The organism is Rhodococcus sp. IEGM 1372, assembly GCF_030056835.1.
GTDB lineage: Bacteria > Actinomycetota > Actinomycetes > Mycobacteriales > Mycobacteriaceae > Rhodococcoides.
This window is the reverse complement of record NZ_JASHKS010000028.1, coordinates 1-26869: the sequence shown is the minus strand read 5'-3', so window position 1 is coordinate 26869 and position 26869 is coordinate 1. Positions and strand designations below refer to the sequence as shown.

At 64.8% G+C, this 26869-nt stretch carries 28 protein-coding genes; 17 read left to right on the top strand and 11 right to left on the bottom strand.

The window, feature by feature from the left end; translation table 11 throughout:
* Positions 1–78 precede the first annotated feature (78 nt).
* Complete coding sequence (locus tag QM590_RS19205; RefSeq protein ID WP_027495074.1) at positions 79–654, bottom strand: TerD family protein; 576 nt, start codon at positions 652–654, stop codon at positions 79–81.
* 220 nt (positions 655–874) lie between these two features.
* On the opposite strand from QM590_RS19205, the gene QM590_RS19200 reads away from it, so the two are divergent.
* From QM590_RS19200 to QM590_RS19160, 9 genes are all read left to right on the top strand, one after another.
* The gene (locus QM590_RS19200; protein WP_269596065.1) at positions 875–1960 is read left to right on the top strand and encodes a hypothetical protein; all 1086 of its coding nucleotides are present in this window, start codon (positions 875–877) and stop codon (positions 1958–1960) included.
* A 23-nt stretch (positions 1961–1983) separates the two neighbouring features.
* Positions 1984–3132 carry an HpcH/HpaI aldolase/citrate lyase family protein gene (locus tag QM590_RS19195; RefSeq protein WP_269596045.1) on the top strand — a complete coding sequence of 383 codons (1149 nt, stop codon included), beginning with the start codon at positions 1984–1986 and terminating at the stop codon, positions 3130–3132.
* Positions 3129–5462, top strand: a complete 2334-nt coding sequence (locus tag QM590_RS19190) for a phosphoribosyltransferase (protein ID WP_269596046.1) — start codon at positions 3129–3131, stop codon at positions 5460–5462. Before QM590_RS19195 ends, QM590_RS19190 begins: the two co-directional genes overlap by 4 nt.
* Positions 5459–6262 carry an HAD family hydrolase gene (locus tag QM590_RS19185; protein ID WP_269596047.1) on the top strand — a complete coding sequence of 268 codons (804 nt, stop codon included), beginning with the start codon at positions 5459–5461 and terminating at the stop codon, positions 6260–6262. The genes QM590_RS19190 and QM590_RS19185 overlap by 4 nt, the downstream gene beginning before the upstream one ends.
* Positions 6263–6301: 39 nt before the next feature.
* A complete protein-coding gene (locus QM590_RS19180) occupies positions 6302–7687 on the top strand; it encodes a PPE domain-containing protein (RefSeq protein WP_269596048.1) in 1386 nt (461 codons plus the stop codon).
* 17 nt (positions 7688–7704) lie between these two features.
* A complete protein-coding gene (locus QM590_RS19175; protein WP_269596049.1) occupies positions 7705–8436 on the top strand; it encodes an ESX secretion-associated protein EspG in 732 nt (243 codons plus the stop codon).
* 84 nt (positions 8437–8520) lie between these two features.
* On the top strand, positions 8521–9120 hold the full coding sequence (locus QM590_RS19170) for a hypothetical protein (protein ID WP_269596050.1): 600 nt from the start codon (positions 8521–8523) through the stop codon (positions 9118–9120).
* Positions 9120–9347, top strand: coding sequence for a helix-turn-helix domain-containing protein (locus tag QM590_RS19165; RefSeq protein WP_032378705.1), 228 nt, complete (start codon positions 9120–9122; stop codon positions 9345–9347). Before QM590_RS19170 ends, QM590_RS19165 begins: the two co-directional genes overlap by 1 nt.
* Positions 9348–9437: 90 nt before the next feature.
* On the top strand, positions 9438–10688 hold the full coding sequence (locus QM590_RS19160) for a TerD family protein (RefSeq protein WP_269596051.1): 1251 nt from the start codon (positions 9438–9440) through the stop codon (positions 10686–10688).
* On the opposite strand, the gene QM590_RS19155 is transcribed toward QM590_RS19160, so the two are convergent.
* From QM590_RS19155 to QM590_RS19145, 3 genes are all read right to left on the bottom strand, one after another.
* Entirely contained in the window at positions 10663–12114 is a 1452-nt protein-coding gene (locus tag QM590_RS19155) for a glycosyltransferase family 87 protein (protein WP_068047521.1), read from the bottom strand. The genes QM590_RS19160 and QM590_RS19155 overlap by 26 nt on opposite strands.
* Before the next feature lie 112 nt (positions 12115–12226).
* The gene (locus QM590_RS19150; protein ID WP_411741365.1) at positions 12227–14722 is read right to left on the bottom strand and encodes a transglycosylase domain-containing protein; all 2496 of its coding nucleotides are present in this window, start codon (positions 14720–14722) and stop codon (positions 12227–12229) included.
* A 315-nt stretch (positions 14723–15037) separates the two neighbouring features.
* Complete coding sequence (locus QM590_RS19145) at positions 15038–15469, bottom strand: DUF5318 domain-containing protein (RefSeq protein ID WP_170944655.1); 432 nt, start codon at positions 15467–15469, stop codon at positions 15038–15040.
* Positions 15470–15660: 191 nt separating this feature from the next.
* On the opposite strand from QM590_RS19145, the gene QM590_RS19140 reads away from it, so the two are divergent.
* Positions 15661–16191, top strand: coding sequence for a GNAT family N-acetyltransferase (locus tag QM590_RS19140; RefSeq protein WP_269596052.1), 531 nt, complete (start codon positions 15661–15663; stop codon positions 16189–16191).
* Positions 16192–16226: 35 nt separating this feature from the next.
* Here the strand turns inward: QM590_RS19140 and QM590_RS19135 are convergent, their stop codons facing one another.
* Positions 16227–16634: a fatty acid desaturase family protein gene (locus QM590_RS19135; protein ID WP_269596053.1), complete on the bottom strand. Its 408-nt coding sequence runs from the start codon at positions 16632–16634 to the stop codon at positions 16227–16229.
* 121 nt (positions 16635–16755) lie between these two features.
* Here QM590_RS19135 and QM590_RS19130 point away from each other — a divergent pair, with 121 nt between their 5' ends.
* Together QM590_RS19130 and QM590_RS19125 are read left to right on the top strand one after the other, a co-directional pair.
* Entirely contained in the window at positions 16756–17346 is a 591-nt protein-coding gene (locus QM590_RS19130; RefSeq protein ID WP_269596054.1) for a PadR family transcriptional regulator, read from the top strand.
* Positions 17339–18421, top strand: a complete 1083-nt coding sequence (locus QM590_RS19125; protein ID WP_269596055.1) for an inositol-3-phosphate synthase — start codon at positions 17339–17341, stop codon at positions 18419–18421. Before QM590_RS19130 ends, QM590_RS19125 begins: the two co-directional genes overlap by 8 nt.
* A 141-nt stretch (positions 18422–18562) precedes the next feature.
* On the opposite strand, the gene QM590_RS19120 is transcribed toward QM590_RS19125, so the two are convergent.
* Entirely contained in the window at positions 18563–18913 is a 351-nt protein-coding gene (locus QM590_RS19120; RefSeq protein ID WP_269596056.1) for a nuclear transport factor 2 family protein, read from the bottom strand.
* Positions 18914–19021: 108 nt separating this feature from the next.
* Between QM590_RS19120 and QM590_RS19115 the strand changes: the two genes are divergently transcribed.
* The 4 genes from QM590_RS19115 to QM590_RS19100 all read left to right on the top strand — a co-directional run bounded on the left by QM590_RS19115 (position 19022) and on the right by QM590_RS19100 (position 21549).
* Positions 19022–19441, top strand: coding sequence for an MmcQ/YjbR family DNA-binding protein (locus tag QM590_RS19115; protein ID WP_317813777.1), 420 nt, complete (start codon positions 19022–19024; stop codon positions 19439–19441).
* Entirely contained in the window at positions 19432–20319 is an 888-nt protein-coding gene (locus tag QM590_RS19110) for a LysR family transcriptional regulator (RefSeq protein WP_269596058.1), read from the top strand. Before QM590_RS19115 ends, QM590_RS19110 begins: the two co-directional genes overlap by 10 nt.
* An 88-nt stretch (positions 20320–20407) precedes the next feature.
* Positions 20408–20776, top strand: a complete 369-nt coding sequence (locus QM590_RS19105; RefSeq protein WP_269596059.1) for a DUF5313 family protein — start codon at positions 20408–20410, stop codon at positions 20774–20776.
* Between the two features lie 47 nt (positions 20777–20823).
* Positions 20824–21549, top strand: a complete 726-nt coding sequence (locus tag QM590_RS19100) for a peroxiredoxin (RefSeq protein ID WP_269596060.1) — start codon at positions 20824–20826, stop codon at positions 21547–21549.
* Positions 21550–21552: 3 nt separating this feature from the next.
* Here QM590_RS19100 and QM590_RS19095 read toward each other — a convergent pair whose 3' ends face one another.
* From QM590_RS19095 to QM590_RS19080, 4 genes are read right to left on the bottom strand one after another with little or no spacing between them, the layout of a single operon-like run.
* Positions 21553–21726 carry a hypothetical protein gene (locus tag QM590_RS19095; RefSeq protein ID WP_176460445.1) on the bottom strand — a complete coding sequence of 58 codons (174 nt, stop codon included), beginning with the start codon at positions 21724–21726 and terminating at the stop codon, positions 21553–21555.
* The gene (locus QM590_RS19090) at positions 21723–22544 is read right to left on the bottom strand and encodes a carbohydrate ABC transporter permease (protein WP_068047507.1); all 822 of its coding nucleotides are present in this window, start codon (positions 22542–22544) and stop codon (positions 21723–21725) included. The genes QM590_RS19095 and QM590_RS19090 overlap by 4 nt, the downstream gene beginning before the upstream one ends.
* Positions 22541–23587, bottom strand: coding sequence for a carbohydrate ABC transporter permease (locus QM590_RS19085; protein WP_269596061.1), 1047 nt, complete (start codon positions 23585–23587; stop codon positions 22541–22543). Before QM590_RS19085 ends, QM590_RS19090 begins: the two co-directional genes overlap by 4 nt.
* Positions 23588–23601: 14 nt before the next feature.
* Entirely contained in the window at positions 23602–24882 is a 1281-nt protein-coding gene (locus QM590_RS19080) for an ABC transporter substrate-binding protein (protein ID WP_269596062.1), read from the bottom strand.
* 189 nt (positions 24883–25071) lie between these two features.
* Here QM590_RS19080 and QM590_RS19075 point away from each other — a divergent pair, with 189 nt between their 5' ends.
* On the top strand, positions 25072–25890 hold the full coding sequence (locus QM590_RS19075) for a DUF2786 domain-containing protein (RefSeq protein WP_269596063.1): 819 nt from the start codon (positions 25072–25074) through the stop codon (positions 25888–25890).
* On the opposite strand, the gene QM590_RS19070 is transcribed toward QM590_RS19075, so the two are convergent.
* Complete coding sequence (locus tag QM590_RS19070; RefSeq protein ID WP_269596064.1) at positions 25891–26703, bottom strand: MerR family transcriptional regulator; 813 nt, start codon at positions 26701–26703, stop codon at positions 25891–25893.
* Positions 26704–26869 lie beyond the last annotated feature (166 nt).

Here is a 26869-nt window from a genome sequence, read left to right as displayed (position 1 = left end):
TCGAGACTAAATACGGAAAAACCCCCGCCCATCATGAATGACGAGGCGGGGGTACTCCCAATCTTGAGAGGGCCTTTACTACACGTTTACCCCGAAATCGCGGGCGATTCCTGCGAGTCCGGATGCGTAGCCCTGACCGACTGCGCGGAACTTCCACTCCGCGCCGTTGCGGTACAGCTCACCGAAGACCATGGCGGTCTCGGTGGAGGCATCCTCGCTGAGGTCGTAGCGAGCGAGCTCGGAGTTGTCGGCCTGGTTGATGACGCGAATGAACGCGTTGCGCACCTGACCGAACGACTGCGAGCGTGCGTCCGCATCGTAGATCGACACGGGGAAGGTGATGGTCTCGATCTCCGGCGGTACTGCGGCGAGATCGACCTTGATCTGCTCGTCGTCTCCGTCGCCCTCACCCGTGGTGTTGTCGCCGGTGTGCTCGATGGAGCCGTCCGGAGACTTCAGGTTGTTGAAGAACACGAAGTGCCCGTCGCTCAAGGCCTTCTTCGTCGAGTTCAGAGCGATGGCGCTGGCGTCGAGATCGAAGTCGGTGCCGGTCGTCGTGCGGATGTCCCATCCGAGACCGACCACGACCGCGGTCAGGTTCGGAGCTGCCTTGGTGAGCGAGACATTGCCACCCTTGCTGAGGCTGACGCCCATGGAGAGGTCCTTTCGCAATTGGTTTCCCGTTACGGGTTCAACCGTAGTGGGAATGTCCGGTTCTTGGACGTACTCCGCCAACGAGTACGACATCGCCAGGGTTCCCGTCAGTACTATCGAGCAGGTGACAAGTCGCTGGCCTGGGGTGTTCCGCCGGGGTACCGAATCCGACGCCGCCGCGCGTCGTTCCCAGGACAACGCTGTCGCCGCGTTCCTCGACATGGACAAACGTCAGTCCATCGCCTCGGCGGGCGTCGAGGCCTCCACCGCACTGCGTCCTCAGGATCGACTCGCGAGCCGGTGGGCAGACACCGAGAAGCAATGTTTCGACGCCGGAGCCGCCTACCTCGCCGCCGTCGATCAGTTCGACGGAATCACCACTCCTGCCGCCAGATCGGCATTCGACCGAGCGACCGCGCTTCTGCACGACGCCAGCTCGGCTGTGGATCGGTTCTACGACGCACATCGAGACACCCTCGAGCAGTCCTCCGCTCAGTTCGCCGCGACCCCGCGGTTGGTCCAGGACGCACTGGCCGAGGCCGACGCAGCCCGATCGACCGTCGACGAACAGTTTGCCGGCTACCCCTCACTCCGGCAGGCGTGGCGCGAACTCGATTCGGCGACAACGCAATTGCAGGCCGATCAGCGCGACCCCCTGCGCGCCCGAGAGCACGCCGCCCTTGTCCGCGAGCGGGCGGCCGCACTGCGTGCTGCAGTGAACTCGGCCCCGGGCCGCCTTCAGGAGGCCCGAACGGCACTGGCCTCGGTGCGCACCCGAATCGAAGCCGTGCGAACGAGATCCGAGGGCATTGCCCCGGCCTTCTCGAGCTTGCTGCGGGAGTTCAACGCCAAGAGCTCGGCGGACCTCTCTCGCAACGAACGGTCCAGTGCGCGCCACATCGAGCAGGCCGACGAGGATCTGAGCGCAGCGCGTTCTGCACTCGACGCGGGCAATCCCGAACACTCGTTGGATCTGGTGACCCAGGCACGCCAACACCTGAGCGATGCCGAACAACTGGTCGACGCGGTCACCGACCGAGTTCGTCTACTGCGCGCGGTCAAAGCCGATCCGAAACAGACCGAGAACAAAGTGCGGTTCAAACTTCGTGACGCCCAACAACTCGCGGTCAACCGTGGTCTGGTTGCCGAATGGGGCTCGGTGTTGGATGCTCAGCTCGCCCGGATCGACAGGGCGAGCACAGCCCTGTCGGGTACCCACCCCGACTACTGGTCATATCTGCAGGATCTGGATACCATTTCGGACTTCATCGCAGGCGTGATCGACCGCATGCGAACCTCGCACTGATCACATTCACACGAAGGACAGTGGTGCAACACTTTCGCCATCTCGACGCAGACACCCGTGAACGAGTGTTCTTCCTGCAGCCGGAGGACATCGAGACGAGCGACGGAAACGACCTCGTGGCAACGGCTCTCGGAGCGACGCTGTACATCCCGGCGACGCGTCCCGACCTGACCGCGACGGTGAACAAACGCACCGGCGAGGGGGTTCGGTCCATCGTCATCGATCTCGAAGACGCTGTGGCGGACCATAATCTGGAAGAAGCGCTGGCCAACACCGTACGAACTCTGAACGAACTCTCGGGTTCGGGATCACTGGTGTTCGTTCGAGCTCGCACCGCCGCGCACATCCGCAGCATCTGCGCCGGCCTGAACCACGGTGCCGCCGGGCTCGCCGGATTCGTCGTACCGAAGTTCACGGCAGCACGCGGAGCCGAGTTCCTCGACGAGATCGTCGCCGCGTCCACGACACACGGCACCCGTCTGTTCGCCATGCCCGTCCTCGAATCCACGGAAGTGGTGCACCGGGAGACACGCGACGCGGAACTGGTTGCCATCCGTGAACTCCTCGGTGAGTACCGCGACACCGTGCTGGCGGTGCGAATCGGGGCCACCGACATGTGCGGCACCTTCGGCATCCGCCGCGACCGCGACCTGACGATCTACGACGTCCGCGTCGTCGCCGACGTCATCAGCGCCATCGTCAATCACCTGGGTCGTTACGACGGATCGGGTTTCGTCATCACCGGACCGGTGTGGGAGTACTTCGCAGACCACGAACGCATGTTCCGCCCGCTGCTGCGCCAGACGCCGTTCGTCGATCAGGAGGCCGTGCGCTTTCGCCAGCAACTGGTGAGCAGCGACCTCGACGCCCTCCTGCGCGAGGTGGCACTCGACCGCGCGAACGGCATTCAGGGCAAGACCGTCATCCACCCCTCGCACGTGCCTGCGGTGCACGCGCTGTCCGCGGTGACGCACGAGGAATACCACGACGCACTCGACATTCTCTCTTCCGACCAGGGCGGCGTCCAGGCATCCGGCTACCGCAACAAGATGAACGAGCTGGGACCGCACCGCAATTGGGCGAAACAGACGGTGGTGCGCGCCAGGGCGTTCGGTGTCACCAACGAGGGGATCACGTTCGTGGATCTACTGACCGCACTGGCACAGCGATGAACGCGAATCCGGCCGACGGCATCGTGCTCACCGACACCGGTTCGTCGTCGTCCTGGACGGCAACACAGTTGGTGCTGCCCGGTCTGCGTCGCAACCCTCGCCGCGCCCACCTGTTGGTCTCGACGGTGCTCGGCAAACACATACCCGTCGATCCGGACGTCGTCATCGCCGCCGGCAACGAACTGGCGGCCCTGGTCCAGACCACGGTGGGCGGTTCCGACGTCGACGTGCTCGGATTCGCCGAAACTGCAACCGGATTGGGCCATACCGTCGCGACGGCTCTGGGCGCACACTGCTACCTGCACTCGACGCGTCGCCACGTTCCCGGCATGACCGTGCACGGCGAGTTCGAGGAGGGTCACTCACACGCCACCGACCACCTGCTGATGCCCACCTCGGCCGACCTTCTCGCCGGCGACCTCCCCTTGATCCTCGTCGACGACGAGATCTCGACCGGAGCGACCGCGCTCGATGCCCTTCGGCAGATTCACGCATCCGCCGGCCGCGCGCACTACGTCATCGCATCCCTGGTGGACATGCGCACCACCGAGCATCTCGCTGCAGCTGCGGCGGTGGCAACAGAACTCGGCGTTCGGATCGACAACGTGAGCCTGGCGCAGGGATCGGTTGAGCTCGAGCCAGGCCTGGTGGAGACGGTGCTGGCCCTCCCCGATCCGGAGTTCGATCCGGTTGCTGCACAGCCTGGTTCGGTTCACCGCGTCGATGCGCAGTGGCCGGCAACCCTGCCCGACGGCGGCCGGCACGGGTTCCTCCGATCCGACGCCGCCGGTTTCGACGCGGCGATCGATGCTCTCGCAGCCACCGTCGACTCCTCGCTCCCCGGATCGGCACCGGTGGTCGTCATCGGCCACGAGGAGCTCATGTACCTGCCGCTCCGACTGGCGGCGGCGTTGCAGGAGCGCGGGCACACCGCACTGTTCCAGACCACCACTCGGTCACCGGCATACGTTCTCGACGTGCCCGGCTACCCCCTGCGCCGCGGCTTCGAGTTCACTGCGCCCGAGGACGAATCGGGACTGCGCTACCTCTACAATGCGTCCGGACCGGACGACGCGACACTGGTGCTCGTCGCCGACGCCCCCGCCGACACCGACGCTCTGGCAGCAGCCGCCGAGACCCTGGCCGCCTCGGGTACCGACGTGCTGCTGGTCGTCGTCACGGGCGCGGACCCGGTGGCTCTCGAAGTCTCGCGGCGGGCACGTCCGCTGCGAGGGCCGGAATTCGGTTCGTACGCAGCCGACGAAGTCACCTGGCTGCTCAAGGACCTCTCGTCGGTCTCACTCGAAGCAGGAATCGAGGAGCGGGAGAAGCGCATTCAGGCCGGCGAAGCCCACTACGCCGAATCGCTTCCGGTCGAGTATCAACCGGATCTTGCCTACCGCGAACTGTTCGTGAAAGTGCTGCAGGAGAGCGCGTCACGGCTGGCGGTCGCGGTCGGCACTGTCACCGAGGTCGTGCTGGCCGAGCGCGGACACGACATCGCACTGGCGTCCCTGGCCCGCGCGGGGACACCCGTCGGAATCCTGATGCGCCGCTGGGCATTCGCAGCCCATGGCATCGAGATTCCGCACTATGCCGTCTCGATCGTGCGCGATCGAGGCATCGACGCCGTGGCCCTGCGCTACCTGGCCGAGCATCACGATTCGCGCTCGGTGGTGTTCGTCGACGGCTGGACGGGCAAGGGCGCGATCGCTCGCGAACTCACCGCGGCGCTGCGCGAATTCCCCGGAGCCGAGTTCGACGACGACCTCGCCGTGCTCGCCGATCCGGGCAACTGCGCTCGCACCTACGGCACCCGCGACGACTTCCTCATCGCGTCTGCCTGTCTGAACTCGACTGTGTCGGGCCTGGTTTCACGAACCGTGCTCAACGACAGTCTGATTCGCCCCGGGGACTTCCACGGCGCGAAGTACTACGCCGATCTCGCACCCGACGACGTCTCGCGTCACCTGCTCGACACCGTCGCTGCCCGTTTCGAGGACGTCCGGGACGAGGTCGATGCCTCGGTAGCAGCCGTGCTCGGCTCCGACCGAACACCCACGTGGTCCGGCTGGGCATCGGTGGAGAAGGTCCGCGAGGAGTACGGCATCTCGCACGTCAATTTCGTCAAACCCGGCGTCGGCGAAACCACTCGAGTGCTGCTACGTCGCGTTCCGTGGCGAGTACTGGTGCGCGAGGCCGATGCGCCCGAGCACGAACACATCAGGATGCTCGCCGCGGCCAGGGGAGTGCCGGTGGATGTGGTTCCCGACCTCGCATATTCCTGCATGGGGCTGATCAAGAACGTGTCGAGTGGGGACGCGTCGTGAGCGCTCTCGTCGCGATGGATCTCGACCGCACGATGATCTTCTCCGAGGGCGCACTCGCCGTGCCCCTGGACGATTCGTTCGAGTGCGTGGAGCTGTACGAGGGAAAGCCGTTGTCGTACATGTCTTCTCGTTCGATCTCTCTGCTGCGCGAGTTGAGTGAGAATGTTGTGGTCGTGCCGACCACGACACGTACCATCGAGCAGTTTCAGCGGATCGCACTCCCAGGTGCCCCGTGGCGGTACGCCATCACCAGCAACGGCGGCAACATTCTTGTCGACGGCGAGCCGGACATGCACTGGCGCAACGGGTTCGAGTTGAACCTGGCCGGCATCGGTGCCGAGTTGAGATCGAGGGTCTCCGCGGACTGGGTCCTCAAGTACCGCGAGGCCGACGGCCTGTTCTGCTACCTGGTGGTGAACACGGCGGCCGTGCCCGAGGGCTTCGTCGCGGAGTGGTCGCAGTGGTGCGCCGCTCGGGACTGGAACGTCTCGCAACAGGGGCGCAAGATCTACACGATGCCCAACGCGGTGTGCAAGAGCTCTGCGGTGGCCGAGGTTCGGACCAGGCTGATACAGGACGGCACCCTCGACGCCGATGCCCGAGTCCTCGCCGCAGGTGACGGTGCACTCGACGCCGAGATGCTCATCGCGGCCGACGCCGCGATCCGTCCGCGGCACGGCGAACTGGAGCTGCTCGGATTCACTCGACCCGGCTTGACCGTCACCGAATCCTCCGGTGTCCGGGCCAGCGAGGAAATTCTCGAGTGGCTGCGGAACCGAACGGCCGTGCGCCGCGTCTAACTGTTCGTCGGGGAGGCAGACGTAGGGCAAGGGGTGGGCATGACGGATCCGTACGAGGAACTCGCAGCGACGATCGACAACATCGTCACCAGTGCGTTCGTGACGCCGGTCGGCCCCGAATTTCTCGGCTCCGTTCTGAATGCGGCATTCGAGAAGGCGAACGTGGCCCTCGACTACCGCGGCGAGTTCGAGCCGGCCGAAGTGGTCATCACGGAGGCGTTCGAGGTGATGCCGCACGAGCAGATCGTGGCCATGGTGAAATCGCTGGGTACCGAAACCATCGGGGAATCGTCCAGGAACTGGAACGACTTGTCCGCTGCCGCGAACAGCGGATCCGACGGCTTTCGGTCCGGCATCGAGGCGGCCATGACGTCGGGCTGGTCGGGACCTACAGCCGACGCCGTCCGCGGCGGTGTGGGCGACTACGTCTCGTCTGCGAACGCGCTGTCCACCTCCATGAGTCTGATCAGCAACAAGTTGCTCGAGGCGCACTCCGGTTTCACGCAGACGAAGTCGAGGATGCCGCCGGTGGTTGCGGGAGCCGAAAGCAGCTTGATCGATTCCCTGCTGCCCATCCCCTTCGCCGCGAAGGAGGTGGTGTCGGCCCGAGAGGAGCAGCAGGAGGAAGCACGCCGAATCATGCGCTCGGTCTACGTACCAGGGGTGCTGCAGTCCGATTCCGAGGTCCCGGTGCTACCGGCAGCGCACAACCCGGTCGTTGACGGTGGTGGTTCCGACGGCAGCTGGGGACTCGTCAGTTCTGCCGGGGGCGGAGATGGGGGTATCGGGTCGACTTCGCCCGGCGGGTCCGGTACCGAGGGTGGGGCTGACAGGGCAGCGCAGGCGCAGGCCGGTAGCACCGAGGCTGCCGAAGCGGGTCGGACCGGTACTGCTGCGTCGGAGCAGCCCGGGTCGGGCGGTTCGGGTTTCCTGCCTCCGGCCGACAACTCCGGCGAAACTCGTGCCGCCTCGGCCACCGGGCCGGGCGCGTCCGGCAGTGGTGCGGGTTTCGGGGTCGGCGCAGGTCCCGGCGGGGGGTTCGGCGGAACAGGACCGGGCGGCAGCGGCTTCGCAGGATCCAATGGTTCCAGCTCCGGCGGCGGTGCGGGATACGGGTCCGGATCCGGAGGCAGTTCCGGTACCGGATCGGGTTACGGCGGCTCGATTCTCGGCTCTCCGATCGGCGGCGGCACGGGCGGGATCGGGGCGGGAGGCAGCGGTGCGGGCAGCGCAGCTACGGCATCGGCCGGCCGCGCGGGAGCACACGGCATGCCGGGAATGGGTGCCATGGGCGCAGCAGGCGCACGGGGAGCCGGCGACAACGACGGAGAGCACGCCGTTCCCGGCTACCTGGTCGATGTGAGCAACGGCAGCGAACTGATCGGCGATCTACCCCTGGTCGCACCTCCGGTACTCGGCGGCTGACGGTGACGAAATGGACCATGCCCGGCATCGACTTCATGATGCTGTGCAGTCGATTCGGACGCGACCGACTGCCGTACCCCCTGGCGGTCACCATCGACGTCGAGACCGTGGACGAACTCCGACAGCTGCGGAGCGAGGCGTCGGCGAGGATCGACGCGATGATGGACGAGAAACTCGGCGCAGCTGTTCGGACCGTCGTCGACCCGATCGTTCGCATCGAATGTCGCGGCGAGACAACCGATTCTCGTCACGACATCGTGCGCAGCCACGCGGCGATTCGCCACGACACTGCCGCGGTGCTCATTCGAGAGCCCGGGCCCGACGCCTCCTCGGGCGGTGCCATCACCGTCGAACTGACCGGCCCTGCCCATGCCCCCGCCATCGTTCTCGGATCCGTACCGAACATCGCTGCAGGCCGCCGACCGGCCCAGCGACTCGAACGCGTCACTGCTGCAACGACTTCGGGCGGGTCGCATCTGTCCACCGCAACCCGGGGTGCGACGGCGGACGAGCGGTTCCGGTCGTTCTTCGACCGCCCGCGATCTGCAGTCGGCGAAATCATCGTCGCGCGCGGCAAGACCTTCGACAACCGCCGCGACACCGATGCCGTCTCGTTCTTCTGGATGGACTTCGAACACGACGGCCGATACATCGTCCACTCCGCGGAAACGATCGACATCGCGCCCGCCGATACGACCGGCCTGGCGTCGGAGATCGGACGGCACGTGGCAGTGGCGCTGAGGCGGTGAGATCGGCCAGCCCTTGACACCGTATCGATTTTCGATAGGTTATCGATATTCGTTGTTATCGACTATCGATATGGAGACGGCGGGATGGCATACGGACTGAGCTCGGCACGGGCGAACAAATGGACGATGGCCTTCTATGCGGCGGCAGCTGTGATCTGGACCGGTCGGAAGTTGCAGGAATACCACTCCTCGGACTACGTCAGCGCCACCGTCACGCCTCTGGAGGAGTCGCCGACGCTCGACCTGTTCGGCGGACAGTTGCAACCAGGCAACGTCATCGAGCTCAGTGTCGCCAAAAGCGACGTCCAGCGGCTCATCGGGATGATCGACTTCATGAGGTACGGCGAGATCGTGGCCGGCGGAGTCCTCATCCTGGTAGGAATCTTCTTCGCGTACCGATTTTTCGACAATGTCATCAAGGAAACCCCGTTCAGCGTCGGCGCCAGCATCGACCTGGCCGTCGTCGCTGCGTGCCTGGTGCTGTACCCGGTAGTCACCGGAGGGCTTCGACTGATCAGCACCAACGCCATCCAGGCTGCGCTCGAAACAACCGAGGTCACCGATACTGCACGAAGCCTCGGCTCGTTCTGGCTGGCCGTGATCGTCGCTCTGGTCCTGCAGTTCGTCTACGCAGTTCTCCGGCAAGGCTCCAAGCTCGCTCGTGATGCCGATGGTCTGGTCTGATGGCGGAGGAATTCGTCGACCATCTCGTCGTCTGTCATCTGGGCGAGATTCTCGACGCCCGCGGTATGACGCTCGCGGAACTCTCCCGTCTTGCCGGAGTCAGCGTCGTCAATCTGTCGGTCCTCAAGAACGACCGTGCCAAGGCCATCCGATTCTCGACGCTCACCGCAGTCTGTCGCGTCCTCGGCTGCACACCCGGCGACCTGTTCACCCTCCGCCAGATCTGACGTCCGCCCGATCGCAGCCACACCAGTCGGACAAATCGAACAAGTACATTGGATGGCGGTAACCAGCACTACGAGAGAGAGTCCATCACATTGTCTGCTCCGGTCGGTCAACCGTTGTCCAAGGGTCAGAACGGCCCCCTCACCGTCGGTGACGTCGTCGTCTCCATCTCGCTGGCCGTACCTGCGGACCTGTCCGCGCTACTGGTCACCGACGCCGGAAAAGTACGCACCGACGCCGACTTCGTGTTCTTCAACCAGCCCACCGGCCCCGGTGTTCGCCTCGAGCCCGGCCAGGGCGGACCGGCCCGCCTCGCCGTGTCGCTCGCTGCAGTGCCCGCCGACATCGAGCAGATCCGCGCGGTCATCACCCTCGACGACGCGTCGAGCAACTTCGGGCGATCCACCGCCCCCGTGGCGCGGGTGAGCGATACAGCCGGAAATGTGTTGTACGAGTACACAATCGATGGCCTCAGCTCGGAGTCCATCGTGATCGCGCTGGAGATCTACCGCCGTCAGGGAAGTTGGAAGGTGCGAGCCGTCGGGCAGGGCTACGCGGGCGGATTCGCCGCCCTGGTGACCGATCACGGTGTGTCCGTGGACGACGCCCCTGCTCCCACACCTTCCGCACCGACACCTCCTCCCGCACCGACACCTCCTCCCGCTCCCGTCACTCCACCGCCGCCGGCTGCCCCGCCGGCACCGCCCGCCGCACCGGTCCCCACCGAGGCTCCGGAAGTCAGCCTCACCAAGTCCAAGCCCGTCAGCCTCACGAAGGGTCAGAAGGTCACCCTCCGCAAGGACGGCGGCGTGGCTCTGACGGTCATCCGGATGGGTCTGGGCTGGGACCCGGTGACCACTCCGAAAAAGGGCGGATTCTTCGGCGGCGGAGGCCGAGCCGCGAACATCGACCTGGACGCGTCGGCGATCATGCTCGCCGACCGCAACGTCAACGATGTCGTCTACTACGGGCAGCTCAATGCCAAGGACGGCTCGATCGTGCACCAGGGTGACAACCTCACCGGCGAAGGCGAGGGCGACGACGAGGTGATCGTGGTCGACCTGACGCGGGTACCCAAGCACGTGACCGGCATCGTCTTCACGGTCACGTCGTACCGCGGTCAGACGTTCGAGCAGGTCGCGAACGCATTCTGCCGTCTCGTCGACAACACCACCAACACCGAACTGGCCCGCTTCACCCTGCAGGGCGGCATGCCGTTCACCGGTCTGGTGATGGCGAAGGTGTACCGCCAGGGCAGCGAGTGGAAGCTCCAGGCCATCGGCGACGGTATCCAGGCCAAACATGCCGGTGAAGCCGTCAAACAGCTCGGCCGCTATATGTGACCTTGCGGGCAGTAGTCGTCCGATCTGCAGCGCCGTCGAGCACGCCACCGAGCGGGTCGACGGCGCTGCCGTTTCGAATGAGATCCTCGGCCGGCCGGTAGATCTGCCGAACGATCAACGCGCACAATCCGATCACGGCGACATCGCGCACCACGACGGTCGCGGTGAACCACTGTTCGGGTAGACCCTTGTTCTCCACACCCAGGTAGTAGTACATCCGCGGGAACCAGACGAAGGCGTCGATCGTCATCCACGCCAACAGAATTCGACGATGCGGCAGCGCCAGTACGGCCAGCGGAACCAGCCACAGCGAGTACTGCGGACTCCACACCTTGTTGGTGAGCAGGAACCCGGCGACCACCAGGAACACCAGCTGCGCGAGCCGCGGTCGCGTCGGTGCCGTCGTGCCGATGTACGCGATCAGCGCACACACGATGGCGAACAACACGAGCGTCACGGCATTGAGAACCAACGGTTTGTCGCCCGGGTACAGCGGACCGTCGAAACCGGTCCAACCGGTGAACGAGGTGACGACGTTGTACAGCGAATCCGGGTCCGCACCGCGCTCGGAATTGAGCCGGAAGAACTCGTACCATCCCGACGGATACAGCAGCGCCAGTGGAAGATTGACCGCCAACCAAGCACCGATCGCCGCACCGGCGGTGATGCCCCACTCGCGCATCTTTCCGGTGCGCCAGCACAGCACCAGCAGGGGCCCGAGGAACAGCAGGGGATAGAGCTTGGTGGCACCGCCGAGACCGATCAGAACTCCGGCCAGTACCGGCTTCTTCTTGGCCCATGCCAGCAAACCGGTGAGCGCGAAAGCCGTTGCGAGAGCGTCGAAATTGGTGAATCCGTGCACGATCACCAGAGGTGAGGCCGCCACGAGGGCCGCGTCCCAGATGCGGCGTCCGGCGGCTATTGCAGTGGCCCACACGGTGACCAACCAGGCGACGGCCAATCCCAGGGCAACCACGTTGAAGTAGACGACGACCGGCAACGCCTGCGGCAGGAAACTCAGTGAGTTCCATGCCTTTCCGACGACCATCGAGCCGTACTGGTAAAGCCCGGCGAGCACCGGGTACTCCATGTACCGAATCTGACTCGACCCGTCGGCCTTGGTCTCTTCCCAGGACTTCTTGTACGGGAACGCACCTTGATCGAGTCGCTCCGCCCCGTACAGCGGCACGGTATCGGAGTAACACATCGCCACGTACTGACGACTGCCGCTCCAATCGAGTCCGAGCTCACCGCCCGGTCCCACCGGTGCCTGTTGGATACACGCGGCCTTGGCGAACCAACCGAAGCAGAGAAAGACCACCGCGAGCAGCAGAATCACCCGGAGCGCAGTGAACCAGCGCTGCCGACCGATGACCGCGTGCTTGCCGACCGGACCGCCGATGACCGAGGACAATTCCTCGGTCATCGGATCGGTACGACTGGGTAGATCGCGGTCCGCAGCGCTCGCCGAATCGAGGCGACCGGGGCTCGCCACGGCTCGACCCTTTCGGTCGGGTTCGGTCGTCACCGCCGCGTCGCTACTGCCCGGGCGCTGCCGGTTCGGGCGCTGCCGGTTCGGGTGCCGCCGGTTCGGGTTCCGCAGGCTGCGCCGGTGCCAGTCCGGGAAGCGGGATCGTCACGCCGGGCAGAATCTCGACCTGCCGCGGAGTGATGACGACCGGCGGCGAGATCTCCGTCGGAATCGGCAGGGTCACCTGCGGCGGAGCTGTCGATGGTGCCACCGTCGTCGCCGGAGCGGGTGCCGAGTACTGCGGCACACCGGCCTGACCCGCGATGGCCTCGGGCGTCGGGAAGGTCTCGTTCGAGGTGCCGTCCAACGTGCCGTCCATCGTGTCTTTCCAGATGTCCGACGGTAGGCCCGATCCGTAGATCGGTCCGCCGTAACTGTTCTCGAGCGGCAGACCCTGCTCGGTGCCCACCCAGACGGCAGTGGACAGCGACGGCGTGTAGCCGACCATCCAGGCATCCTTGTTCTGACCGGTGTCTCCGAGCTGAGCAGTACCGGTCTTGGCTGCCGACTGGCGACCGCCGGCGAGGTTGTGACCGTTGGAGTAGCCGGCGATCGGACGCATCGCCGAGGTCACGTTGTCCGCAACCGCAGCCGAGACGACCTGCTGGCCGGCTTCGGGAGCCCGGTCGAGCAGCACGGTGCCGTCGGCGGTGACGACCTTCTGGACGAAGTGCGGAGTGTGATAGACGCCGGACGCAGCCAGTGTCGCGTAGGCAGAAGCCATGTCGATGACGCGAGACTGGTACTGGCCGAGCACGACTCCGTAGTTGGGGCCCGCGTTGTCGGGCTCGGTGAGGGTGGGTCCGACGCCCTCGATCTCTTGCGGGATGCCGAGCTTGTGTGCCATGTCCGCGATGGCCTGCGGACCGTTGTCCATGCTGAGCATCATCCGGTAGAAGCTGGTGTTCAGTGAACGCTTCAGCGCCTCGGCGATGGTGCACGTTCCACACGAGGCGCCCTCGACATTGCTGATCTCGATGCCGTTGACGTCGAGCGGGGAGCTGTCGTACATCTTCGACAGCGGAATGCCTTGATCCAGTGCAGCGGCCAGACCGAACACCTTGAACGAGGATCCGGTCTGCAAGCCGGACTGGGCGAAGTCGAATCCTCGACCGTCCGCACCGCCGTAGTACGAGCGAACCGCGCCGGTGCGTGGATCGATCGACACCGACGCCGTCCGCAGCTCCGAGGGCTCGCCCTCCATGTTGCCGTTCACGGCCTCGACCGCGGCAGCCTGGGCGTTCGGGTCGATGGTCGTGGTGATCTGCAACCCCTCGGTATTGAGGTCCTGATCACTGATACCCACCGCCGACAGCTCTCGCAGCACCTGGGCCTTGATCAAGCCGTCCGGCCCGGCATCCTGAGCATCGCCGGTATCGACCTGCGCGCTCGGGACCACCGCCGGGAACATCATCGACGCCCGCTGGGTCGCATCGAGCTGACCCTGGGAGACCATGCCGTCGAGCACGTAGTCCCAACGCGCTTGCGCGCCGGTGGGGTTGAACTCGGGATCGAGATTGGAGGGTTGCTGGATGACGGAGGCGAGAACCGCACCCTCCTCCACCGACAGCTGGTCGACGGACTTGCCGAAGTACGCCGTCGACGCGGCGGCGATGCCGTAGGCACCGCGACCGAAGTAGATGGTGTTCAGGTACGCCGCAAGAATGTCGTCCTTGGACCACTGCCGCGCCATCTTCGAGGAGATGACGAGCTCACGCATCTTTCGGGTCAGCGTCCGATCGTTACCGACCAACGCGTTCTTGACGTACTGCTGGGTGATGGTCGAACCACCACCGGCACTGTCGCGTCCGAGCACGTTGTCACGCAGAGCCCGGCCGAAACCGGTCACCGAGAATCCCGGATTGGAGTAGAAGTCGCGATCCTCGGCCGAGAGAACGGCGTTGCGCACGTGCTCCGGGATCTGATCGATCGTCACGTCGGTTCGGTTGCCCTCGGGTGGGACCACCTTGCCGAGCACACTCGAGCCGTCGGCGGCGAAGATCGTGGCGACCTGGTTGGTTCTGATGTCGCCGGGACGCGGCACGTCCTCGACGGTGTAGGCCACCATGAACGCCAGGATCGGCACGATCAGACCCAGGGCGATCAACGCATACATCGTGCGTCGAGCGACCCGCCACTTGGACTTCTTCTTCGTTTTCGCGGCGGGACCTCTTTCGGGCGGCTCGGGCGGTTCGCTGCCCGAGGAGAGAACTGATGGATCGTTCGGTTCGTGGGGTGGTGGCACAGCGCCGGACCGAGTGACGCCCGCCGGGGCGGCGGATCGGACAGGAGGCGCGATGGGCGGCTCTCCGTACCGACGTTCGCCGTAGGGACGTTCGCCTGCGGGACGTCCACTCACCGGATCCACCGGCGGCCTGCCCTGAACGGGTCGGCCCTGCGGCGGCATGGGAGGGCGGCCCTGCGGCGGCATCGGACGCTGCCCGGGAGGAGGACCGGGTCGCTGACCGGGAGGAGGCATCGGAGGACGGCCCTGCGGCGGCATCGGACGCTGCCCGGGAGGAGGTCCCGGTCGCTGGCCGGGAGGGGGTACCGGTCGCTGGCCGGGCGGAGGCATCGGGGGACGGCCCTGCGGGGGCATCGGACGCTGGCCGGGAGGAGGTACCGGGCGACGCCCGGGTGGGTCGGAATGGCGACTGCCGCGTGGCGGCCCGGGCACGTCGGGACGCCGTCCGGAGTCGCTACGGCCCGGTTCGTTGCTACCCGGATTGTTGTCGTAGGGGGAACTCACGTACGAATCTCCAGTAATTTCGGCGGCCGCGTCGAATTCTCGGTGGATGGGATCAGCTGAGCGATTGTGTCACTCACTCGCTGTTCGACGGTTCGGTTGACGGGAACCCGATCGCGGACGACGGGGTTGCTTGGGCGCGGGGACGGCCCCGAGGACATAGGACTGGACGAGGTGGTTCCAACTGCACGACCTACACACCTCGACCACGTGGACCGAGAACTCCTCCTGGGTCGCCGCGAGACGGACGAGTTCGTCCGCCGTTCTCGCCGACCCGGACAGTGCCCCGAGCTTCTCGCCGAACACCCAGGACACCAGCGTGAGCTGCTCCTTGCGGCAGATGGGGCACACCACATCGCTGCCACGTCCGTGGAACTTGGCGGCGCGAAGAAGGTACGGATCCGCATCACAGACCGCTGCGACGCCCGTCCTTCCGGAGTACACCTCGGCCAGCAGCGACCGACGCTGAAGGGCGTAGTCCACCACCTGTCGCTGAAGTCGCACGAGGACCAGAGTACGTGCGGCCCCTCCGATGCGGACCTGCGAACCCCGCCTCGATGGCGAGCAGGGCCCATTTCTGCCCTCGGAAACTCCGCTCCACCTGTGCCGACGCGGTCTGCCCCTCGACGCAGGCGAGAGACGCAGATCGCACCGACGTCGATTCGGTGTGAGCTCCGGTCCCTACACTTGCTCGCATGTCGGCCACATCGGGAATCCACGTGCGCCCCCGACGACACGGCGACCTGACCACTCTCCTGCCCATCCTGCAACGTGCGCACGAATTACACCGTTATCCCGTGCGCGCAGTGGCGGTGCGAGCCGACTGGCTCGTCCCACCGAACGAACTCGCGGCCTGGGTCGCCGAGTCCGACGACGCCGTCGTCGGCCATATCGCGCTGCACTCGACGGCAGCACCGGGAACCGATCCCGGCGCGGACGACGCAAGCGCGCAGTGGCGGCGAGCAACGGGGGTGGCTGCCGATCGACTCGCTGTGGTGTCGCGCTTGGTCACCGACGGTTCCGTACCGGGCAGTGGAACGACTCTGCTTGCACACGCGATCGATGCTGCGCGCGATGCAGGGCGCGTGGCGGTTCTGCTCGTCGAGCCGAGTAGCGCTGCCCTCGGTTTCTACCGCAGGCGAGGGTGGTGCCAGATCGGGACGTCTGCGCAGCAGTGGGGCGAGTATCGAGTCGATGCCGTGCTGATGGTGGCACCGTCTCGCTGAGCCGACTGGCCACTTGCACGTTCACCCGCGCTCGATCACGCCGACAGAGCGAAAAACGCACACACCACGGCACCGCAGAGACGTACGCGGTCCGCCGATCGCAGCCGACTCATCAGATGTTCGTTGCGTCCCGCACGCCCCAGTTCGCCATGGGTGGGGGCAGCCACGAAGGCAGTCGCCGACGCCGAGACCGCCGCGCCGCCGATGCTCGTCAAGACAACCGCATCGATCGGCCCGGACACCAACACCCACAGACACGCAGCTGCGAGCAGTCCGTAGACCGGCCCGACGACGAGGGTTGTCCGCCGCGAGTGCGCGTCGTGGGCACGCGACCAGTCGTCGTCCGGAACCTCCGCCAGCGCCGGGTAGACGACGCCGGTCACCACCATCTGAAAGCCCAGGTGGAGGGCCGCGGCGGCGAGAAGCGCGTCGACCGGGGTCATGTGTCGCACGATACGTGCACGGCCGAGTTGTCAGAATATGTATCGGCGCGATACATTCTTCGATAGTGCGGTCAATCGCATCGTCATGATGTGATCGTTGGATTCGAGAAGGGGGAGTTGCATGCTCGAGCTCGCAATTCTCGGACTGCTTCTCGAATCACCCATGCACGGTTACGAGCTCCGCAAGCGGCTGACCGGCCTGCTCGGAGCTTTTCGAGCGTTTTCGTACGGATCGCTGTACCCGGCACTCCGTCGACTACAAACCGACGGTCTCATCGCCGAGGACGCCGGTCCCGACTTGCTCGTGAAGAGACGAGCAAAACGGGTGTATCAGCTCACCCCGCTCGGCAGGGAACGATTTGCCGAACTGGTGGCCGACACCGGACCGCAGAACTACACCGACGACGGATTCGGCGTACATCTTGCCTTCTTCAGTCGGACTCCCGCGGAAGCCCGAGTCCGCATTCTCGAAGGCAGACGTCGCCAGGTCGAGGAGCGCCGAGAAGGCTTCCGCGACGCTGTGGCCAAGGCGAACGGGACACTCGACCGCTACACCAGGCAGCTACATCAGCTCGGTCTCGAATCGAGCGAACGCGAGGTGCGCTGGCTCAACGAAGTCATCGCAGCCGAGCAGGCCGACCCCAACCCAGCACCGTTCCGCACAGCACCAAACAGGACAGTCAAGACAGAAGGAGAACCCGACCATGGGTGAGAACAACAACGCAATCCGCGTGGCCATTGTGGGTGTGGGCAACTGCGCCTCATCCCTGGTCCAGGGTGTCGAGTACTACAAGGACGCGGACGAGAACGCCACCGTCCCCGGCCTCATGCACGTCATGTTCGGCAAGTACCACGTCCGCGACGTCGAGTTCGTCGCCGCGTTCGACGTGGACGCCAAGAAGGTCGGCTTCGATCTCTCCGAGGCCATCTTCTCCAGCGAGAACAACACCATCAAGATCGCCGACGTACCCCCGAAGGACGTCCACGTCCTGCGCGGACCGACCCTCGACGGCCTCGGCAAGTACTACCGCGAGACCATCACCGAGGCCGACGGCGACGCCGTCGATGTAGCGCAGGCCCTGCGCGACGCCAAGGTGGACGTGCTCGTGTCCTACCTCCCCGTCGGATCCGAAGAAGCCGACAAGTTCTACGCACAGGCCGCCATCGATGCAGGCGTCGCCTTCGTCAACGCGCTGCCCGTCTTCATCGCCTCGGACCCCGTCTGGGCCAAGAAGTTCACCGACGCTGGCGTCCCCATCGTCGGCGACGACATCAAGAGCCAGGTCGGTGCCACCATCACCCACCGCGTCATGGCCAAGCTCTTCGAAGACCGCGGCGTGCAGCTCGACCGCACCATGCAGCTCAACGTCGGCGGCAACATGGACTTCCTCAACATGCTCGAGCGCACCCGCCTCGAGTCGAAGAAGATCTCCAAGACCCAGGCCGTCACGTCGAACCTGCAGAAGGAATTCAACGCCAAGGACGTCCACATCGGACCGTCCGACCACGTCGGCTGGCTCGACGACCGCAAGTGGGCCTACGTCCGCCTCGAAGGCCGCGCCTTCGGTGACGTTCCCCTGAGCCTCGAGTACAAGCTCGAAGTATGGGACTCGCCCAACTCCGCAGGCGTCATCATCGACGCAGTCCGCGCCGCAAAAATCGCCAAGGACCGCGGCATCGGTGGACCGGTCATCCCGGCTTCGGCCTACCTGATGAAGAGCCCGCCGAAGCAGCTGGCCGACGACGTCGCTCGCGAGCAACTCGAAGCGTTCATCATCGACGCATAAATGCCTGCGACAGTGATGTGACTGAGCGCCCGCGACGGCACTCGTCCGCGCCACTGCCCCCGCCCGCCGGTCCACTCGATGTGACATTGACCCCCGAAAAGGTCACTGAATGTCACATTGAGTGGACCGGTGGGCGTTCGTCTATCCGGCCGCGGTGATTTCTCGTGGATCGAATGTCACCCGGATTTCTTTGATGTATCCGTCCTCGATTCGCTGCCAATTGGCGGTGCTTGCCGGGGAGGCGATCGACGTGTGCAGATCGAACCACGTCAGTACGTCGGGGCCGTCCACGAAGACGTGAGCGATATCGATGTCGGTGACGATCTCCGACATTCCCTTCAATCCCGCCACACATTCCGCGCCGTTGGCCGCTGTGCCCAGTGGTCCCCTGAATGTCGCTTCCTCGTGCAGGATCGACGCCAGGGTGTCGAAATCTTCGCTCTTCCAGGCCTCGAAGTAGGTCGCGGCAACTTCTTTCGGTGTCCGTGTCATGATCTCCAGTCTCGAGCGCACTGGGCCAGAAGTCCAACAGTTGCTTCCGATGATCATCAGAAGTTCTACTCATAGCCGCAGCTGAAGCTCGCGCGCTATCGTGTGCTGGTGGCCATCGATCCCACGTCCAAGCATCCGGTCCTCGAACGCGTCCGCGCGCTGGCCTTCGCCTATCCCGAGGTGTCCGAGAAGATCTCCCATGGACGGCCGACCTTCCGTACGTCCTCGGTCTTCGTGTACTTCGGCGGTGGCGTCAAAGGCGGCGACCAACACGACCTCTCGATCCTGGTCAAATGCGAGAGCGCCGAGGAACAGCGTGCCTGCGAGCTCGAACCCCGGTACTTCCACCCCGCCTACCTCGGACCGGCCGGCTGGGTGGGCTTCGACCTCTCCGACGCCGATGACGACGTCTGGGCCGAGGCCGCCGAACTGATCGACTGCAGCTACCGCGTGACTGCCCCGAAGCGCAACGTCGCCAGACTCGATGCCGGTGAGGGTCCGAATCTCGGTGTCCAGCAGTGGAACTGAGGCAGCTGGAGTACTTCGTCGCCGTGGCCGAGGAAGCGAACTTCACGCGCGCCGCGGCCCGAGTTCACATCAGCCAATCCGGCGTCAGCGCCCAGATCCGCGCGCTCGAACGAGAACTCGGTGCCGAATTGATCGACAGATCCGGCGGCACAGCAACATTGACCACCGCAGGCCAGGCCGCGCTGACACACGCCCGTGCGACTCTGGCCGCCGCCGACTCGGTTCGGCAATCCGTCGACGATGTTGCCGGACTTCTACGCGGATCGGTACGGATCGGCATGGTGACCGCGTGCACCGTCCCACAACTGTTCGACGCGTTGGCCCGCTTCCGTTCCGCGTATCCCGGCGTCGAACTTGCTCTGCAGGAGGGGAATTCGGACCGTCTGGTATCCGATGTGCGCTCCGGGGAACTGGATCTCGCACTCGTCGGCGTCGCGGCTCGGGCCCCGGACGGACTGGAATCGATGGTGATCATCGAGGAACGAATCTGCGCGGCCGTGGCACCGAACCATCCGTTGGCATCGCTCGAGCGGGCGACGTTGGCGCAGGTGAATCACTACCCGATCGTCTCGCTTCCCGTGGGTACCGGAGTGCGGGCGGTGTTCGACCGTGACTGCGCCGGAGCGGGACTGTCGCCGTCGATCACGTTGCAGGCCAGCGCTCCCGACGCAGTCGCCGACCTCGCTGCGCGCGGTGTAGGAGTGGCGATTCTGAGCGCATCGATGATCGATACCTACGGCGATCGACTTACTGTTGTGGAGCTGGCGGATTCGACCACGGCAGCGATGTTGGCTCTCGTCTGGACCCCGAAACCGAACGCCGCGTCGGCGAGGTTGGTCTCGATGACGCTGGATGCCTTCGGTTCCACCGCGATCTGAACCGGATCGAGAACCGGAGACGTTCGGCGCACAGGTCGGGACTTCCTACCCCAGCGCCGGGCGCACCTGCGAACCTACGGTCAAAGACATGAAAACTCCCACCTTCGGTCAGCGTCTTCGCTACGACGTCGGCGGCGTCCTCCCGGACGACCTGCAGGACTGGGTTCTGCACGACCTGACCGGACGTGGATCCACTCCGCGCTATCTGGCCCGATTCCTCGTTCCACTGGCCGCCGTGCTCTTGCTGTTCCTCCTGTTTCCAGGGCCGAACTGGATTGCGGGTCTGATGATGATGCTGATCTTCGTCCCGGTCGTCTACTTCGCCTCGGCACTGCATCTGATCTATCGCGCGTTCCGGCTCGGGCAACACGGGATCGACGCAGCCTCGATTCCGCGCGCTACGCCCAGTGCGGAACGCGACCGCAAGACCTACGAGGCCAACTACAGGCACCCGTGACCACCACACCCGATACCCGACCGAAAACAGCACAGGACGAGGAACCCATGACCAGCACCCAGACAGAGCCCGCGACCGACGTCGGAATGCCACGAATCGGAGACCGCGCTCCGTCGTTCACCGCAGTCACCACGCAAGGGCCGATCGACTTCCCCGCCGACTACCGCGGAAAATGGGTCATATTCTTCTCGCACCCCGCAGATTTCACACCCGTCTGCACCAGTGAGTTCATCACATTCGCCGCCATGTCCGAGGAACTGCGCGAATACAACACCGAATTGGTCGGCCTGTCGATCGATGGTCTGTACAGCCATATCGCGTGGTTGCGCACGATCAAGGACAAGATCAGTTTCAACGGGATGTCCGGCATCGAGGTCAAATTTCCTTTGGTCGAGGACATCTCGATGGACATCGCCCGCGCGTACGGCATGATCATGCCCGGCGAAAGTTCGTCGAAGGCAGTGCGGGCGGTGTTCGTCGTGGACCCGAAGAGTGTGGTGCGCGCAGTCATCTACTACCCGCTGAGCACCGGTCGGAACTTCGACGAGATCCTGCGTCTGATCAAGGCACTGCAGACCGCAGACGCATTCGACGTTGCGACGCCGGCAGATTGGCGCCCGGGCGATCCGGTCATCGTGCCACCGGCCGGTTCTTGCGGTACTGCCGCGGACCGAATGGACGGTACCGATTCCGACGTGGAATGCCAGGATTGGTTCTTCTGCACACGGTCGATCAGCGCCGAAGACATCGAAGGTGCCATCCGCGCACGCTGAGAGTCAGCGAATCTTCTTGACGGTGAACCACAGTGCGACAAGCAGACCCAGCAGCGCCAGCGACGGCAGTACGCCGGGATCACCCCCGATGATCCCGGCGACCGCGAACCCGAGGGCCACCAGCGCGAAGAATCCCAGAATGCCCGCCAGCAGCTGCAGATGATCCTGCGCCGTCACGACTTGACGCCGCCTGCGGTCAAGCCGGAGATGATGCGGCGTTGGAACAGCAGCACCATGATCACCAGCGGGATGGCCACGATGGTCCCGGCGGCCATGATTGCGGCATACGGCACCACGAGCGGATCGTTGCCGGTGAACCGCGCGATGGCCACGGTCACCGGCTCGGTGCTGTCACTCGAGAGCTGACTCGCCAGCAGATACTCGTTCACCGCTGCGATGAACGCGAGAATGGCGGTGGTGAACAGGGCAGGTGCGGCAAGTGGAAGCATCACCAATCGGAAGGCCTGGAAGCGTCCGGCGCCGTCGATCCGGGCGGCTTCTTCGAGCTCCCAGGGTAATTCGGCGAAGAATGCTGCCAGCGTGTAGATCGTCAACGGCAGTACGAACGAGATGTTCGGGATGATCATGGCTTGATAGCTGCCGATCCATCCGATGTTGGTGAAGAACTGGAACAGCGGGGTGACCAGCGCGACGACCGGAAACATCGAGGCTCCCAGGATGATGCCCGTCACCACGTACTTGAAGCGAAAGTCGATGCGCGAGAGTGCATACGCAGTGAAGATGCCGATGGTCAGCGCGATCAGCGTGGTCGCTCCGCCGACGATGAGGCTGTTGCCCACCGCCCGCAGAAAGTTGTTGCCGTTCGCGGTCGAGAGCGCGTTTTCGAAGTTTTCCCACGTGACATGCGTCGGCCACGGCGTCGTGTCGAAGGTGTAGCGCGGGTCGCGGAACGCGGTGACGACCATCCAGTAGAACGGTGCCAGTCCCCACACGAGAATGACGACGACGCCGAGATAGATGCGAGCCTGCTTCATCGGCCGGCCCCCTTACGCTGATTGTCCTGAGTGGCAACGGCATTGGCACCGAGGAACTTGACCAGGATGAACGCCACGATGAAGATCATGACAAACGAGATGGTCGACAGTGACGCAGCGCTGTTGAATCCCTGCCGGATCTGCTCCACCACCAGGATCGAGATGGTTCGAGTGGCGGGGTTGCCTTCGGTGAGGATGGCGGGCAGGTCGTACATCCGCAGCGCGTCCATGGTGCGGAACAGAATTGCGACCATCAGCGCGGGCTTGACCAGTGGCAGCGTGATCTTGGTGAAACGCTGCCATGCCGACGCGCCGTCGACGCGAGCTGCCTCGTAGACGTCCGCCGGAATCATCTGCAACCCGGCCAGGATCAGCAGCGCCATGAACGGCGTCGTCTTCCAGACATCGGCGATGATGACCGCGAAACGCGCGGGCCAGGCATCACCGGTCCACAGAATGTTCGTTCCCAGAATGCGATTGGCGATACCGTCGTACGCGAAGATGAAGTACCAGAGCTTGGCCGTGACCGCCGTCGGGATGGCCCACGGGATCAGGATCGCGGCGCGCAGCAGGGCCCGTCCGGCGAAGGTCTTGCCCATGATCACGGCCATGGCGAAGCCGATGACCACCTCGATGGACACCGTCACGACGGTGAAGAACGCGGTGTTGCCGACCGCGCCCCAGAACTGAGAACCGAGAGTTCCCGGCGGGCAGGGCACCAGCGTGCCCGACGCCGACGTGCATTGCTGCAGTATCCAATGCGTGTAGTTGGCGAAACCCGCAGAGCCACCGGAGACGAACATGCCGGTGGCCGGATCGAGACCGGGATCCTTGGAGAACGACATCACCAGAGCTCGAACGACCGGGTAGACGATGACGATCGCGAGGATCACCATCGTCGGTGCGATCAGCAGCCAGGCCCGACCAGGCGTCAGGCCGAAGCGCTTGTTCTTGGACCGCACATGCCGACCGCGGCCGGGGGACGAGCCCCCGGCCGCGGTGGTTGCGCCGGCCCCACTGGTCACACCAGCAGGTACAGCCATTGGTTCTCCCGAAATCAGTTGGCGCCGGCGGTTTCGATGCCGGCCTGCATGTCCGTAATCGCCTGGTCGACGTTCTTCTCACCCTTGATCGCGGCAGACACGTTGTCCTGCACGGCCTTCGATACGGCCGGGTAGAACGGGGTTACGGGACGCGGAACTGCATTCTCGATGGATTCCTTCAGTGCGGGAAGGTACGGCATCGCGGCGATCAGTGAGGGGTCGTCGTACAGCGATGCGAGCACGGGCGGCAGTGCACCCTCGGCGATGATGCGCTGAGCCTGCTCGCCCTGCAGGAATCGCAGGAAGTCGGCAGCGGTGGCCTTGTTCTCGGAGTACGCGCTGATCGCGGCGTTGTATCCGCCGAGCGTCGAGGTGCCGACTCCGGTGACTCCGGGAAGCGGTGCGACCGAGTACTTTCCGGCCACAGCCGAACCTTCCTCGGCCGCGGTGCCGTAGACGTACGGCCAGTTGCGCAGGAACAAGGTCTGACCGTCCTGGAATGCCTGCTGGCTCTCGGACTCCTTGAACGTGGTGTCCTGAGCCGGGATGACGCCGGTCTCGAACGCGGTGACGAGGGTCTGCAGTCCTGCCCTCGCCTCCGGGCTGTCGACGGTGGGGGTCTTGCCGTCCTCGGCCACGATGGATCCGCCGTGCGCGTTGATGATCTCCGACGCGTTGGCCGTCAGACCTTCGTACGGGGCGAATTGCCCGGCGTAGCAGTCGATGTTGTTGTCCCGGGCGACCTGGCAGTCCTCGGTGAGCTCGGCCCAGGTGGTGGGCGCCTCGGGGAGCAGATCACTGCGGTAGTAGAGCAGTCCGCCGTTGGTGTTCTTCGGTGCGGCGTACTGCGTGCCGTTGTAGGTCGCGCTGGCAACGGTCGCGGGCAGAACGCCTGCGTTGTCGAGCGCGAATTCGCCCTCGAGCGGCACGAGCCAGCCCTTGGCCGCGAACTCGGCGGTCCAGACGACGTCGAGTGCCATCACGTCGTAATCGCTCTGCTGAGCCTGCAGCTGCTGGACGAAGTCGTCGTGGGCCTGATCGGCGTCGGCGGACTGCTCCTTGAAGGTGACCTGCTCGTCGGGGTGGCTGGAGTTCCAGTCCGAGATGATCTGCTGGACGACACCGGTCTCGGTGGTGTCCTGGCCCTCTACATAGGTGATAGGTCCACGGCCGTCGGCATTTTCGGATGCAGCACCCGAATCGCCGCCCGAGCCGCTGTCGCTCGAACATCCGGTGAGCGTCAGCAGCGTGGCTGCCGTTGCAACCACCGCCACCTTCGTGATCAAAGACGCCATTGTTCTCTCCACTTACTTCTACGCGGTGGTATGTGCCCGGAGATGGGCACGCAGAATCTCGCTGTGATGCTCCCCCCGACACATATGTCGATGGGTACTGTGGCACACATCGCACCGCGCAGTGGTCGTTATTGCGTTCCTGAATCGGTCAACCAGGACGTGTCGTAGGGGGCCGGTAGCCTTTCGCTCATGAGTTCGGACAAGATGCTGACGCGGATCGGCGGGCTGTTGCGCCAAGCCGAGTCCACCGACAATCCACACGAGGCCGAGGCCTTCATGGAGGCCGCTCAGCGTCTGGCCACGTCGGCGTCGGTCGATCTGGCAGTGGCTCGCTCGCACAGCGCGTCACGGGAACGGCAGGCGACACCCAGCCAGAAGGTGATCCCCATCGGAGAACCGGGCAAGCGGGGACTCAAGACCTACGTGCACCTGTTCGTGTCCATCGCGCACGCCAACGACGTCCAATGCGATGTGTCCCGATCGTCGACGCAGGTGTTCGCGTACGGTTTCGACTCCGACATCGAGACCACCGAAGCCCTCTACTCCTCGCTGCTGATCCAGATGGTGCGAGCCTCCGACGCGTACATCAAGTCCGGTGCCTACAAATCCGAGACGGCCATCCGCACCGTCACCGAGATCAAGAATCGCCGACGCTACACCCGGCGCGAGGAAGTGCCGGTCGCTGCGGTGACGGCGCGGCTCAACTTCCAGACCGCATTCGCGTCGCGCATCGGTCAACGACTCGGTGACGTGAAGAAGGACACCGAGGCCAAGGCCATCGCACAGGAGCAACAGGGCGCTGGTACGGCGCTTGTGTTGCGCAACAAGGAGATCGAACTGCGCGACTACTACCGGCAGACCTCGACCGCGCGCGGACACTGGCGCGGCCAGAGCGCGAACGCCGGCTACTCCGAGGGTGCCCGAAAGGCCGGAGATCGAGCGGGGCGAAACGCGAAGATCGGCGGTCATGCCGAAATCGACGCCGCGAGCCAACAGTTGGGTCGCTGACTACCGAGTTCGCGGCGAGGCCGCAAAGACCGGCCACCCAATTTCCGTGCGCCACAGCGACGAATCCTCGGTATCGCGTGGCCCGACGACATAGACCTCACAAACGGGCCCAGCGATGGCCAGGCCGTTGGTCTCCACGTAGATCCCCAGAGCGCCGTAGGTGACGTCGATGTCGTCGTGGGCACCGCTGTGTACCGTCACCGCGAGTTCGGTGGGTTGCAGCGTCATCGGCCGAATCCTGTTGATGGACAATGGATCCAGCGTGGGCACGTACACCGTCATGACGCCGCGGCCCTCGGTGAACAACTCGTTGTCGTACAACCCACCCGGTGGTCCGGTGGTTTCGTATGCAGCTGCGTCGATCTCGGCCATCGCCTCGCTGTACCAATCCAGCACCTCGGACGCGTCGACCATCTCGGAAATCGCTGCGACCGAGCACTCTTCGGTGAGGATGCGTCGAACCTCGATGGTCGGTGGCGTCGGGTCGAGGAGTCGCCGCAGGGCCGTGACCGCTGATCGGGTGTCGTCCAACTGCCGCTCGAGCCGAGTGAGGTGCTCGGTGATCAGTCGGGCTCGGGCGTCGGGATCAGGTGTGGTGACGATCGCCCGTACCTCACGCTCGGGCATCTGCATACTGCGGAACCGCCTGATGACCTGCGCCGTCGCAACCTGATCGGTGTCGTAGTACCGATAACCGGAGTAGTCGTCGACGGTCGCAGGCTCGAGCAGACCCGACTCGTGATAGCGCCGCAGCGTCTTCACCGACAGGTGCGTGATCCGAGAGAACTCACCGATCGTCAGCAAACCGTTCATGTCGACATTCTGACCCCTCCCCCTGCGGGAGAGTGAACTCTTGCCTTGGACAGGGATGACACTCGGTTCACGGCCGAGTTTCGGTGCTGGGGATTCGGGTGTAGCCGGGGCTCCCTCTTTGCCAAGCTTCTGGTGAGTCATTCGAGAAGCTATGGAGGGTTACTGC